The organism is Sulfolobus acidocaldarius SUSAZ (assembly GCA_000508305.1).
Taxonomy (GTDB): Archaea; Thermoproteota; Thermoprotei_A; order Sulfolobales; family Sulfolobaceae; genus Sulfolobus; species Sulfolobus acidocaldarius_A.
Genome location: CP006977.1, coordinates 1,070,934 through 1,084,755, shown reverse-complemented (window position 1 = coordinate 1,084,755; position 13,822 = coordinate 1,070,934). Strand labels below are relative to the sequence as shown.

At 43.9% G+C, this 13,822-nt stretch carries 11 protein-coding genes, 1 tRNA gene and 2 rRNA genes; 13 read left to right on the top strand and 1 reads right to left on the bottom strand.

Annotation, left to right across the window (positions count from 1 at the left end):
- Positions 1-201 precede the first annotated feature (201 nt).
- The 9 genes from SUSAZ_06270 (at position 202) to SUSAZ_06230 (ending at position 6,623) form a co-directional block, all read left to right on the top strand.
- Positions 202-306 (top strand): hypothetical protein, encoded by a 105-nt coding sequence (locus SUSAZ_06270; GenBank protein AHC52525.1) that lies wholly within the window; start codon positions 202-204, stop codon positions 304-306.
- 11 nt (positions 307-317) lie between these two features.
- Entirely contained in the window at positions 318-713 is a 396-nt protein-coding gene (locus SUSAZ_06265) for a translation initiation factor IF-5A (GenBank protein AHC51581.1), read from the top strand.
- 1 nt (position 714) lies between these two features.
- Entirely contained in the window at positions 715-2,049 is a 1,335-nt protein-coding gene (locus SUSAZ_06260; GenBank protein ID AHC51580.1) for a signal recognition particle, read from the top strand.
- Entirely contained in the window at positions 2,030-3,094 is a 1,065-nt protein-coding gene (locus SUSAZ_06255; protein AHC51579.1) for a pseudouridylate synthase, read from the top strand. Before SUSAZ_06260 ends, SUSAZ_06255 begins: the two co-directional genes overlap by 20 nt.
- Complete coding sequence (locus SUSAZ_06250) at positions 3,091-3,888, top strand: 3-oxoacyl-ACP reductase (protein AHC51578.1); 798 nt, start codon at positions 3,091-3,093, stop codon at positions 3,886-3,888. The genes SUSAZ_06255 and SUSAZ_06250 overlap by 4 nt, the downstream gene beginning before the upstream one ends.
- A 108-nt stretch (positions 3,889-3,996) precedes the next feature.
- Positions 3,997-4,176 carry a chorismate-binding protein gene (locus SUSAZ_06245; protein ID AHC51577.1) on the top strand — a complete coding sequence of 60 codons (180 nt, stop codon included), beginning with the start codon at positions 3,997-3,999 and terminating at the stop codon, positions 4,174-4,176.
- Between the two features lie 35 nt (positions 4,177-4,211).
- Positions 4,212-4,895 carry a uridylate kinase gene (locus SUSAZ_06240; protein AHC51576.1) on the top strand — a complete coding sequence of 228 codons (684 nt, stop codon included), beginning with the start codon at positions 4,212-4,214 and terminating at the stop codon, positions 4,893-4,895.
- Between the two features lie 5 nt (positions 4,896-4,900).
- Entirely contained in the window at positions 4,901-5,176 is a 276-nt protein-coding gene (locus SUSAZ_06235) for a hypothetical protein (protein AHC51575.1), read from the top strand.
- A 64-nt stretch (positions 5,177-5,240) separates the two neighbouring features.
- On the top strand, positions 5,241-6,623 hold the full coding sequence (locus SUSAZ_06230) for a 2-isopropylmalate synthase (GenBank protein AHC51574.1): 1,383 nt from the start codon (positions 5,241-5,243) through the stop codon (positions 6,621-6,623).
- A 9-nt stretch (positions 6,624-6,632) separates the two neighbouring features.
- Here SUSAZ_06230 and SUSAZ_06225 read toward each other — a convergent pair.
- Positions 6,633-6,716: transfer RNA gene (locus tag SUSAZ_06225), tRNA-Leu, on the bottom strand.
- Between the two features lie 82 nt (positions 6,717-6,798).
- Between SUSAZ_06225 and SUSAZ_06220 the strand changes: the two genes are divergently transcribed.
- The 4 genes from SUSAZ_06220 to SUSAZ_06205 all read left to right on the top strand — a co-directional run bounded on the left by SUSAZ_06220 (position 6,799) and on the right by SUSAZ_06205 (position 13,764).
- Positions 6,799-8,100: a hypothetical protein gene (locus SUSAZ_06220; GenBank protein AHC52524.1), complete on the top strand. Its 1,302-nt coding sequence runs from the start codon at positions 6,799-6,801 to the stop codon at positions 8,098-8,100.
- 36 nt (positions 8,101-8,136) lie between these two features.
- The gene (locus tag SUSAZ_06215; protein ID AHC51573.1) at positions 8,137-8,799 is read left to right on the top strand and encodes a ribose 5-phosphate isomerase; all 663 of its coding nucleotides are present in this window, start codon (positions 8,137-8,139) and stop codon (positions 8,797-8,799) included.
- Between the two features lie 286 nt (positions 8,800-9,085).
- Positions 9,086-10,588: ribosomal RNA gene (locus SUSAZ_06210) — 16S ribosomal RNA — on the top strand.
- 202 nt (positions 10,589-10,790) lie between these two features.
- Positions 10,791-13,764 (top strand): 23S ribosomal RNA (locus tag SUSAZ_06205).
- The 16S and 23S rRNA genes sit together here, the layout of an rRNA operon.
- Positions 13,765-13,822: the final 58 nt, after the last annotated feature.

The following is a 13,822-nucleotide window of genomic DNA, read 5'->3' as shown; positions in this document are numbered from 1 at the left end:
GGTTATATCATCGTTCAATATTTTGGGTCTCGTCATCCTTTTCAAAATATTCCAAAATATCATTAAAAGTGTTTCTCTTACACGTTTTACAATATTGGTAAATAGCTGGCTGTTTGCTTATGTCGAAACTTATATTTATCACCCATTCAGTACCGCAACTTCTACATCTTACTCTCCAAGGCATAGTTTATAAGTCAACTTATGAATAAAATATATTGCTGTGAAGACGCTAGACTTAGACTGACTCATGATGAAGGGCCAAAGCTCAGAGCAAAAGAGTTTAAAACTCATATTAAAAGGAATTAATGGGAATTCAAATGAGCATACAGTACACTACGGTTGGAGATCTTAAAGTAGGTAGTTACGTGATGATAGATGGAGAACCATGTAGAGTAGTTGAAATAACCAAGGCGAAAACAGGAAAACACGGAAGTGCAAAAGCTAATGTTGTCGCAATTGGTTTATTCACAGGTCAAAAAAGATCTCTTATGGCACCTGTTGATCAGCAAGTTGAAGTTCCTATCATAGAGAAGCACGTAGGTCAGATATTGGCTGATAAGGGAGATAATCTGACAATTATGGATTTGGAAAGTTACGAAACATTTGATTTAGAAAAGCCTACTGAAAACGAGATTGTTTCAAAAATTAGACCTGGAGCAGAAATAGAGTACTGGAGTGTGATGGGGAGAAGAAAAATTGTAAGGGTAAAGTAAATTGTTAGATGGTCTAAGGGATGCAGTAAGAAAATTTTTAGGTTCCTCAGATTATGAAAAAGCAGTTAATGAATTTATAAAAGAACTTCAAATAATTCTCATTAAAGCAGATGTAAATGTCAGATTAGTAAAGGATTTGACAGACAGGATAAAGAAAAGAATAACAGAAGAAAAACCCCCATCTGCAATAGAAAAAAGAGAATGGTTTATATCAATAGTTTATGATGAATTATCTAGGCTCTTTGGTGGAGACAAGGAGCCCGAAGTCATGCCAAAGAAACTACCTTACATTATAATGCTTGTGGGCGTACAGGGAAGTGGTAAGACTACTACTTCTGGCAAACTTGCGCTTTTCTACAAGAAAAAGGGATATAAAGTAGGTTTAGTTGCTGCTGACATATATCGTCCTGCTGCATATGAGCAATTAATCCAAATAGGACAGCAGATAAATATTCCGGTTTATGGTGAACCGGGAAACAAAAATCCCATAGATATAGCAACAAATGGCGTAGAGAAATTTCTCAAAGAGAAAATGAATATTGTAATAATTGACACAGCTGGAAGGCATGGCTACGGGGAAGAAGCTAGTCTTTTAGAAGAAATGAAATCGATGTATGATAAAATACATCCAGACGATGTAATTTTAGTTATAGACGCATCAATTGGTCAAAAAGCATATGACTTAGCCTCTAGATTTCATCAAGCAAGTCCAATTGGTTCATTAATAGTGTCAAAGATGGACGGAACAGCTAAAGGAGGAGGAGCTCTATCAGCGGTAATAGCTACTGGGGCTCAGATAAAGTTTATAGGTACAGGAGAAAAATTGGACGAATTAGAAGTATTTAATCCTAGAAGATTCGTATCACGCTTATTAGGTTTAGGAGATATTGAGAGCATAATAGAGAAAATAAAGAGCGTAGAGGACTACGAGAATTTAGAAAAAAGAATGGAAGACGTAATGTCAGGTAAAACAAAATTAACTCTTAGGGACATATATAAGCAACTTATAGCTTTAAGGAAAATGGGTCCGTTAGGTAAAATATTTCAAATGTTGCCTGGTGCTGGAATATTATCACAAGTTCCAGAAGAACAATTAAAATTAGGTGAAGAGAAAATAAGGACATTTATGGCAATAATGAATTCAATGACATACAAAGAATTAGATAACCCATCCATAATAGATAAAGCCAGGATGAGGAGAATAGCAAAAGGAGCCGGTGTTACAGTCGAAGAGGTAAAGGAACTTCTTAAGCAGTATCAAATGACTAATAACTTACTTAAAATGGTGAAGAGGAGAAAAGGTCTTGCAAAACTATTTGGCGGAAGTAATCAATAAGGCTTTTGAATTATTATCAAAGTACCCTCTTTGTGACAGTTGTTTAGGAAGATGTTTTGCTAGACTTAGTTATGGACATACAAATGAGGAAAGAGGAAAGGCAATAAAACTTACTTTACTCCTCAGTTTGGATTATTCCCTTAAAGAACATAAAATTCAGGATTCCAGTCAAGTGAAGGAGATAATGTTTAATATGGGACAAATATCTTATGGTATTTTCTCTCTTTACTTCGGAGACGATTTTCAGAGTAGGTCATGTTACATTTGCAACAACAGGATAGAAGAAATTAAGAGAAAATTTTACCAAAAAGCTCTCAGTGTTTTAAGAGAGAAGGGATATAAGACTTTTGTACTTGGAGTTAGTTTGCCCAGACATATGAGGGATATTGAACAGAACTTCATAGTAGAGAACGGTTTGATATATTATGAAAGTATAAAAAACGAGATAAAGAGAGAGGTTGGAAAACTACTCACTGGGGAGGAATCAAAGCCAGATATTGATAATCCTGAAGTAGAGATAATATATGATGTAGAGTATGATACAGTTTTAGAAAGGAAGAGAACGAAGTATTATCTATTCTTTTATAACAGGTTAGTTAGAGGTATACCTTTATCAAGTTGGTATGCCAAAGGGGGACTGTCTCTAGAGAAGTTATTGAACACTCAAATTAATTCGCCATATTCAGAACCTTCTGATGTAAGAATTATAGACGACTATCCACTAATTACTGAAGTGGATCTTAACTTAAATCAAATTAATGGATTTTACTTAAAGAAATCAGAAAGGATATCTGGTACAGAACTAGACGTTATATATAATGTAAAACCTTCCATCAGAGTTTATAGAGTTACTGTGAATGCAAAAGAGGAACTGAGGGATTGTGTGAAGGTCTTTGATACTATTTGTGATATTTTTATTGAGGCTAGGGACTTCAATGAACTAAAACAGAAACTGGCTGAATTAAGAGGGGAGATTTTAGGCATAGATCTAATTTCTACCACAGGAAAAAGTAATCTACTTGCAAACAATTATATTAGACCATGAACTTGAACGTTTCAGGTAAGAGGGTTCTCATAACAGCATCCACAGAAGGGATAGGTTTAGGAATAGCGAGAACACTATCTCGTGAAGGTTGCAAAATTCTGATTACTTCAAGAAACGAATCTAAAGTGAAAAATGCGGTGAACCAATTATCCAGGTACAATCCTGAAGTATATGGTCTTCCCTCAGACTTGACTAATTTAGACGAATTAGATAAACTAATCTCTTTTGCTCTAGATAAATTAGGAGGTATAGATGCTCTAATTTTTAACACCGGAAATCCACCAAATGAGCCTTCTACCTTTGAAGTAACAAATATGTCAGACTGGGACTATTCAGTAAAACTATATCTATTAAGTGCAGTAAAGCTTACTAAGTTAGTTCTTCCAGAAATGATAAAGAATAAATGGGGTAGAATTATTTACTTATCATCATGGACAATTAAAGAACCACAAAGTATTTTTGTTTTAGCTGACGTTTCAAGGTCTTCTTTAGTTCAACTCTCAAAAATTATTTCAAAAGATTATGCCAGATATAACATAACATCAAACGTTATTCTTATGGGTAGCTTTGAAACGGAGGGTGCAAAGAAGAGCTTAAGGAAACTAGCTGAGATAAAGAGGATTCCTTTTGAAGAGCTATGGTATAGAGAAGTTCTTCAAAGATCTCCTCTAGGTAGGACTGGGGATATAGATAAGGAGTTAGGTCCGCTGATAGTATATCTTATCTCCGAATATTCGTCATATATTACAGGCTCTGTTGTTCAAATTGATGGAGGAACAACAAACGCAATCTAAATTAAAGGAGTCCTTCAACATTATCTTTACAATACTATTGGTATTATCCATTAACTAAACTATGAAAAGGTTTTTAAAGTTGTCTAATAGACTATATTAATGATAGCTATGTCAGAGAAAAAAAGAGTAAGAGTGAGAACTCCTGGAGGAAAAGAGTTAGAATTAACGCCAGAGAAAACTTGGGTGTTAGCACCTAAAGGAAGAAAAGGTGTAAAAATAGGTTTATTCAAAGATCCAGAAAGTGGCAAATATTTCAGGCATAAATTACCTGATGACTATCCAGTGTAAACTTATTATAAAATCCACCATATATTTTTTGTGAGATGAAACTAACGTTAAAAGTAAGTGGCAAGTTTTTTGATGAAGAAAACTCCGAAAATCTAAGTCTTTTGAGAGATGTGATTATTGACCTTGTGAATAACGGTCATAGGGTTGCTGTTGTCACAGGAGGCGGAGGTACTGCAAGGCGCTATATCAGTATGGGTAGGAAACTTAACCTAAATGAATCTCACCTTGATATTTTAGGAATTTTGGTATCCAGACTGAATGCCCAATTATTACTTTTCTCACTTGATAACATTGCCTATCCTAAAGTTCCGGAGAGTATTGAGGATTTTAATGAAAGATGGGCTAGTGGAAAAGTAGTAATAACAGGTGGATTTCAGCCTGGTCAATCTACAGCAGGTGTAGCTGCACTGGTAAGTGAGATAATTAATGCCGATTACTTAGTTTTAGCTACAAATGTAAATGGTGTGTATACTAAGGATCCACAAAAATTTGTGGATGCGAAACTGTTGCCTAAATTAACAGTTTCTGAACTAAAGAATATATTAGAGGGTTCTCAATCTGTAAACGCGGGAAAATATGAATTATTAGATCCATTAGCTATAAAAATTGTAGAAAGATCTAAAATAAAAGTTTTAGTAATTAATTTTAAGGACTTGAATAAGTTGTCAAACATCCTTAAAGGAAATGAGATTATAGGGAGTGTTGTAGTACCGGAGTGATAAATATGTCAATTTTGGATCAGGAGGAATTTCAGGAACTAAATAAGTATAAGGGTAAATTAGATGTGGATGTTGTAAGGAATATATTGGAAATGATAGAAGATGATTACAGAAAAAGCAACAATATTCTTTCCTCTACTATCTATGCTTATTCTGAGAACATACAATTTGTTAAGCAGAATAAAGCATTTTTTGATTTGTTGTTAAAAATATTGCAAAAATATGCGAATAAAATAGGTCTTGAGAACGTTTCAACATTAATAATAACTGTTCTATCTTAGTTTGTTTTTCGAACTTCTCTTTACAGTTTTATTTATAAATATGTTACCTAAAAAGAAACTACACATGAAAGTTGGTATATTAGATTCAACACTAAGAGAAGGAGAACAAACACCCGGAGTTGTATTTACTACCGATCAAAGAGTAGAGATAGCCAAAGCTCTTTCTGACATAGGAGTACAAATGATTGAAGCTGGACATCCTGCAGTATCGCCAGATATCTATGAAGGAATTAGAAGAATAATAAAACTGAAAAGGGAAGGGGTAATAAAATCTGAGATAGTCGCACATAGCAGAGCAGTAAAAAGAGATATAGAAGTAGGTGCCGAAATAGAAGCAGATAGAATAGCCATCTTTTACGGTATAAGTGATACTCATTTAAAAGCAAAACATCACACAACCAGAGATGAGGCATTAAGATCTATTGCAGAAACAGTAAGTTATGCGAAGAGCCATGGTGTAAAAGTGAGATTTACAGCAGAGGACGCTACCAGAGCAGATTATCAATATTTATTAGAGGTTATAAAAACAGTTAGGGATGCTGGGGCCGATAGGGTAAGCATAGCAGACACTGTAGGCGTCTTGTATCCTTCAAGAACGAGAGAACTATTCAAGGATTTAACATCTAGATTTCCTGATATCGAATTTGATATTCATGCTCATAATGACCTGGGAATGGCTGTAGCTAATGTATTGGCAGCAGCAGAAGGAGGAGCTACCATAATTCATACTACCTTGAACGGTTTAGGGGAAAGAGTTGGTATAGCTCCCTTACAAGTCGTAGCTGCTGCATTGAAGTATCACTTCGGAATTGAAGTTGTAGATCTAAAGAAACTTTCTGAGGTGGCAAGCTTAGTAGAGAAATATAGTGGAATCGCCTTACCTCCTAACTTCCCTATAACTGGAGATTATGCCTTTGTTCATAAGGCTGGAGTTCACGTAGCAGGTGTGTTAAATGATCCGAGAACTTATGAATTTTTACCACCTGAGACTTTCGGAAGAAGTAGAGATTATGTAATTGACAAATATACAGGGAAACACGCTGTTAAAGATAGGTTTGACAGACTAGGAGTAAAATTAACAGACAGCGAAATAGATCAAGTATTGGCAAAGATTAAATCTAATCCGAATGTGAGGTTCTACAGGGACGTTGATTTACTTGAATTGGCTGAGTCAGTTACTGGAAGGATTTTGAAGCCTAGACCACCAGAAAATATAATGGCATTAATTTCTGTGAAGTGTGACTCAAACGTTTATACCACATCAGTGACTAGAAGAATCGTATTAATTGAAGGTGTTAGGGAGGTGATGGAGATTTCAGGAGACTATGATATATTAGTTAAAGTAGAAGCCAAGGACTCCACAGAGTTAAATCAGATAATAGAGAGTATAAGGGCAGTAAAGGGAGTAAAATCTACTCTCACTTCGTTAATTTTGAAGAAAATGTGAACAAGGGGATGCGGGGGACGGGATTTGAACCCGCGTAGGCCTTCGCCAGCGGATCTTGAGTCCGCCCCCTTTGACCAGCTCGGGCACCCCCGCAACTAAAAAATAATAGTTGTTTAGTCTTAAAAAGCGTTACTTTCGCTCATCACCATCTACTTATTAAAACAAAGATTCAAACATGAAAAGAAGGAAGAAAGGAATATCAACAATACTTGGAGCTTTAATATTCTTACAAATTTTAGTTATATCAATTTCCATCCTCATAATAGCTCAGAATAAGATGGCTAATGCTACTCAACTGATTTCAAACAAACTCGACTTTTACGCCCAAAGTTCTCCTTTAACAATAGTTCAAAACAACGGAGGATATTTCTTGTTTAGCACAACGCCAGGTGAGAAGATCACATACGTTATTTATCCTAATGGTAACATAAAAGAAGTCAATATCCAATTACCCGTAGAACTATCTAGAATTTTAAACGGAAGTGAATGGGCAGTGGTAATTACAAATATGGGAACATGGTTTAACGTAACTAATATAAATTCTCTAGATGGAGGAAATTCATCTTCATCTTCTTTGATTTCTCCTTTTTACAGTGATTTGGGATTAGTAGTTGGTTACAATCCGTTACCAGAAACATATTTCACCCCATCAGTGATTAAATCAATAAACATAACAACTCCTTGGAATCAAAGATATGAATACGGTCTTACTGGAACTATTAACACCTTTTATGCATGGGGTATATATGGATTTTATTCACCATACTCTGGTTACACTCTAGATAGAAACGCGACCTTAATATTCCCTATAAAGGGTAATTGGTTAAATATAACATTGTATCACAATCCATTAGCTTATGATAAGTATCATTACCCAGGATATACAGCCTGGTATAACTTATATACCAATTATTCAGACCCAATAACCCTATATCTGCCCTTTTATGTTAACGGAACTCCTGAATATGTTAAGATTCCATGGAAGACTTACACAGTTGTTACCACACAATATGATACCAATCCCCTGTTCATAGTTCCATACTTCTACTCACCAGGTGCAGATATTAGGATAAGCGTATACCCATCTCCACTAGTATCACTTTCCAACAGCTCTATCAAAAACATCTCAATAATGTGGGGAAACTCACCATTAGCAAGTTGGTATTACTCATACTGGTGGTGGTATGGTCAATCATCAAATACACAAACAATTCAACTATTTCCAAATATCCCATGGAATTTCACTAAAATTGCAATAAACCCATCACGTGATATAATGCTCCAGTATATTTGGTGGAACAATAGCTGGTTACTAGTATCTAACTGGACTTTAGCTACAGGTAATTGGATTTTGCATAGCAATGGTTACACACTACCATCAATAACCTCATTATATAACATGAATTGGGTCCCCGGTTATCCAGGTTATATCGTGGTAACTGGTGCAGACTATATTATTGACGTCTCAACAGGTTAAGACATTATTTTTATTCTTATTTTTCACTTACCCGTTATGGATCCAAAAGAAATATTATCTCAATACGTCTCCAAAAGACTAAAAGGTTATAGTGTAATAGGTTTAGGTACAGGTAGAACAGTAAGGAAATTAATAGAACACTTAGATCGAGAAGGCATTCTTAACCAGTTTAAGTACATAGCCAGTTCAATAGATACTGAATTGGAGATAGCCCAGAGGGGAGGTCTAATTTTATCATTATACTCAGGTATTCAACCGGATATATACATAGATAGTTTTGACGTAGTTACGAAGGATAAAGTCATGGTTAAAGGCGGAGGTGCAGCATTATTGAGAGAGAAACTTTTATCTACTTTTTCTAAATCATCACTCTTTATTGGCGAATATAAAAAACTATTGAAGACAGAACAACACACAGTGAAGGTGCCTATAGAAATAGTTCCAGTATCTGTTATGTATATTTTGAAGAAAATTAGTCAAATAGGCTTTAAAACCAATATCAGAGAGGGAACAGGAAAAATAGGAGGAATAATAAGTGATAATGGAAATATGATAATAGATGTAGAGGTGGTAACAAATCAGCTTTGTGAATTTGACAGAACCATAAAAAGCATACCTGGAATAATAGAAACAGGCGTTTTTTGTAATAAATATGATGTGGTACTTGCAGACGAAGATGGAAGGATAGAAATACTCTAAGGTATTTACATGATTAAGTAAATGTAGCGTAAGTTAAATTTAGGCTTTTTTTAAATGGACGGTAAATTCACGATATATATAGTATCGGAAAACACACCATAATATATTGACGTAAGTTTTATATATTGTAGTTGTACAAGATATATTTCGCGGACAACCCCCCGCGGGGCACAAAAACCGCGCGGGGGGATGAAGCTTATTCATGGAGGGATGAGAAAGCTGAGGGGTCTAACCTCAGAAGTCTCATTCCTGACAGGGGAAGATTACGGGTGGTGAAAAGCCCTCCCGCCCCGATTCCGGTTGATCCTGCCGGACCCGACCGCTATCGGGATAGGGATAAGCCATGGGAGTCTTACACTCCCGGGTAAGGGAGTGTGGCGGACGGCTGAGTAACACGTGGCTAACCTACCCTCGGGACGGGGATAACCCCGGGAAACTGGGGATAATCCCCGATAGGGAAGGAGTCCTGGAACGGTTCCTTCCCTAAAGGGCTATAGGCTATTTCCCGTTTGTAGCCGCCCGAGGATGGGGCTGCGGCCCATCAGGCTGTCGGTGGGGTAAAGGCCCACCGAACCTATAACGGGTAGGGGCCGTGGAAGCGGGAGCCTCCAGTTGGGCACTGAGACAAGGGCCCAGGCCCTACGGGGCGCACCAGGCGCGAAACGTCCCCAATGCGCGAAAGCGTGAGGGCGCTACCCCGAGTGCCTCCGCAAGGAGGCTTTTCCCCGCTCTAAAAAGGCGGGGGAATAAGCGGGGGGCAAGTCTGGTGTCAGCCGCCGCGGTAATACCAGCTCCGCGAGTGGTCGGGGTGATTACTGGGCCTAAAGCGCCTGTAGCCGGCCCACCAAGTCGCCCCTTAAAGTCCCCGGCTCAACCGGGGAACTGGGGGCGATACTGGTGGGCTAGGGGGCGGGAGAGGCGGGGGGTACTCCCGGAGTAGGGGCGAAATCCTTAGATACCGGGAGGACCACCAGTGGCGGAAGCGCCCCGCTAGAACGCGCCCGACGGTGAGAGGCGAAAGCCGGGGCAGCAAACGGGATTAGATACCCCGGTAGTCCCGGCTGTAAACGATGCGGGCTAGGTGTCGAGTAGGCTTAGAGCCTACTCGGTGCCGCAGGGAAGCCGTTAAGCCCGCCGCCTGGGGAGTACGGTCGCAAGACTGAAACTTAAAGGAATTGGCGGGGGAGCACCACAAGGGGTGGAACCTGCGGCTCAATTGGAGTCAACGCCTGGAATCTTACCGGGGGAGACCGCAGTATGACGGCCAGGCTAACGACCTTGCCTGACTCGCGGAGAGGAGGTGCATGGCCGTCGCCAGCTCGTGTTGTGAAATGTCCGGTTAAGTCCGGCAACGAGCGAGACCCCCACCCCTAGTTGGTATTCTGGACTCCGGTTCAGAACCACACTAGGGGGACTGCCGGCGTAAGCCGGAGGAAGGAGGGGGCCACGGCAGGTCAGCATGCCCCGAAACTCCCGGGCCGCACGCGGGTTACAATGGTAGGGACAACGGGATGCTACCTCGAAAGGGGGAGCCAATCCTTAAACCCTGCCGCAGTTGGGATCGAGGGCTGAAACCCGCCCTCGTGAACGAGGAATCCCTAGTAACCGCGGGTCAACAACCCGCGGTGAATACGTCCCTGCTCCTTGCACACACCGCCCGTCGCTCCACCCGAGCGAGAAAGGGGTGAGGTCCCTTGCGATGAGTGGGGGATCGAACTCCTTTCCCGCGAGGGGGGAGAAGTCGTAACAAGGTAGCCGTAGGGGAACCTGCGGCTGGATCACCTCATATATTTACTCCCCCGCTAATTGGGCGGGAGGGCTTCACTAAAACTCGTAATCTTCCCTTTTACAGATGCAGTTCTCCTCTGGGGCCAGAGGGGAATGAAGTGCCTAGGGCCCATTTGGCAGGGGCATATTTGTATGTCTCTGCTAAATTAGGGCTCAATGAGGCTAGTACTAGGTAGCCACATTATAGCCGTCTAGGAGTTCTACCCAGGGGCTGAAGCCTCCCGGTGGATGGCTCGGCTCGGGCACCGAAGAAGGGCGCGGCAAGCAGCGAAATGCTCGGGTGAGGCGCAAGCAGCCGTTGACCCCGAGGTCCCCTAATGGGATATCCTGCCGGGTTTCCGGCGCTCCCGGTTTATAACTGGGAGTGGGAACCCCCCGAACGGAAACATCTTAGTAGGGGGAGGAAAAGAAATCGATTGAGATCCCCTGAGTAGGGGCGACCGAAAGGGGGACAGCCCAAACCAAACCTGCCGATGATAAGTCGGTGGGGATGTGGTGTTATGACCTCTAGCCTGAGGTTCGACCTCGGCTTTCCTAGCCTATCTAGCCGAACTCCCCTGGAATGGGGGGCCATAGAGGGTGAAAGCCCCGTAGGCTAAGGATAGGTGGAAAGTGGCTGGAGGTAGAGTACCATCCCCTGGTTTGGGGGTGGGAAGTTAGGGGACACGTGCCTCTAAGGCTAAATATGTCCCGAGACCGATAGCAAACTAAGTACCGTGAGGGAAAGCTGAAAAGAACCCCGGAAGGGGGAGTGCAAAGAGCCTGAAACCGGGTGGTTATACAGGGTGTGGCTCGAAAGAAGTGAATCCTTCCGAAGGAAAGGGGCGCAAGCTCTTAGTACGAGGAAGGGTGATCGGGGTCACGCCTTTCGTCTTGAAACACGGGCCGGGGAGTTCACATCAGTGGCGAGCTTAAGGAGATTATCTCCGAAGGCGTAGGGAAACCAAGTGCTCGCAGCCTAGTTTCTAGGCGAGGGGCAGGGTCTGTCAGGGCCTGTAGCCACTGATGTGAGGCTAGAAACCGGGCGATCTAGTCCGGGGCAGGCTGAAGGTGGGGGAAACCCCACTGGAGGGCCGAATAGGGGTTCTGACGTGCAATTCGTTCCCTTGACCTCGGACTAGGGGCAAAAGACCAATCTAGCCCGGTGATAGCTAGTTCCCCCCGAAATGCGTCCTAGCGCAGCCTCCCTAAAGGTAGCTCGCGGGGTAGAGTGACAGATCGGGGGTTCCAGGCGAAAGCCTGGGGCTTTCGGTCTAACTCCGAACCCACGAGCGCCGAAGAAGGGGGGAGTGGGTCACTCGGCGTAAGGTTGGGTGGCAAAAGGGGAACAACCCAGACCTGGGTTAAGGCCCCAAAGTCCCGGCTAAGTGCCAATGAAAAGGCGTCTCCAGCCTTAGACAGCGGGAAGGTGGGCCCAGCAGCAGCCAGCCTCTAAGGAGTGCGTAACAGCTCACCCGCCGAGGCTGGAGGCCCTAAAGATTGGTCGGGGCTCAAGCCGGGCGCCGAGACCCAGGAGGGGGTCTCTACTGGAGACCCTCTGGTAGGGGGGCGCTGTGATGGGGTAGAAGGTGGGTCGTGAGATCCACTGGACCCGTCACAGGTGCAGATCCCGGCGGTAGTAACAGCGAAGGGGGGTGAGGATCCCCCTCGCCGGAAGGGCAAGGGTTTCCCGGCAATGTTTGTCAGCCGGGAGTTAGCCGGTCCTAAGGTAGGGCCTAATAGGTACCTACCGAAAGGGAAAGGGGTTAATATTCCCCTGCCTCCCGGGTAGGTGTGGTAACGCAAGCCAGACTCCTGACGGATTGGGGTAGGGAGAGTAGGATCACCGTCCTACCCAAGCACTCAAGCCCTTGGAGAGCCGTAACGGTGAGAAGAGGGCGAAGGTGTGATGGGCCTTCCGTTAGGAGGGTTCTCCTGATCCCTAGTCCCCATGAAAAGGGAGTCTGGAGCGATCCCGGGAGACCGTACCTAGAACCGACACTGGTGCCCCTGGGTGAGAAGCCCAAGGCGTCTGAGGGGTAACCCAGGCTAGGGAACTCGGCAAATTAGCCCCGTAACTTCGGGAGAAGGGGTGCCTATCGTGGTTTAACAAAGCCACGATAGGTCGCAGTGACCAGAGGGACCTGACTGTTTAATAAAAACATAGGTCCCCGCTAGCCCGAAAGGGTGTGTACGGGGGCTAAATCCTGGCCACTGGTGGTTGGTTAAATCCGGGTTCAACCGGGCGAAGCCCCACCGAAGGCCGGGGGTAACTCTGACCCTCTTAAGGTAGCCAAATGCCTTGCCGGGTAAGTTCCGGCGCGCATGAATGGATCAACGCGGTCCCTACTGTCCCAGCCTGGGGCCTCGTGAACGCCCTGAGCCGGTGCACAGTCCGGCATCTCCCTACACCGAGAGAAGACCCCGTGGAGCTTCACCGCAGCCTGGCGTTGTCCCTCGGGCGTTTATGCGTAGAGTAGGTGGGAGGGGTCGAACCTGTCCTTTCGGGGGCAGGGGACCTGAAAGTGAAACACCACCCATGAACGCTCGAGGGACTAACCTCTCGAAAGAGAGGAACAACGTCAGGTGGGCGGTTCGGCTGGGGCGGCACTCCCGCGAAAAGATAACACGGGAGCCCAAAGGTCGGCTCAGGCGGTACAGAACGCCGCCGTAGAGCGCAAGGGCAAAAGCCGGCCTGACGTGACCCTTCCAAGTACGGGGTCACGACGCGAAAGCGGGGCCTAGCGAACGCTCGTGCCCCCACACGTGGGGGCCGGGCATGACAGAAAAGTTACCCCGGGGATAACAGGGTCGTCGCGGGCGAGAGCTCACATCGACCCCGCGGTTTGCTACATCGATGTCGGCTCTTCCCACCCTGGAGGTGCAGCTGCCTCCAAGGGTAGGGCTGCCCGCCCGTTAAAGGGGAGCGTGAGCTGGGTTTAGACCGTCGCGAGACAGGTCGGACTCTAAGGGTAGGGAGTGCGGACCGCTTGAGGGGAAGGAACCCCTAGTACGAGAGGAACAGGGTTCCGGGGCCTCCAGTTTACCGGTTGTCCGGTAGGGCAATGCCGGGCAGCCGCGCCCTGAGGGGTAACCGCTGAAAGCATCTAAGCGGGAACCCCTCCCCTAAAAGAGGCGGTCAGGCGTTAGCCGGGGCCTTCCCCTAGAAGAGGGGGTTGATGGGGTGGGGATGTAAGCTCCAAGGTCGTAAGACCGAGGAGTTTAGTCCGCCACTCCCAATCAGGCTCCTCCCTGG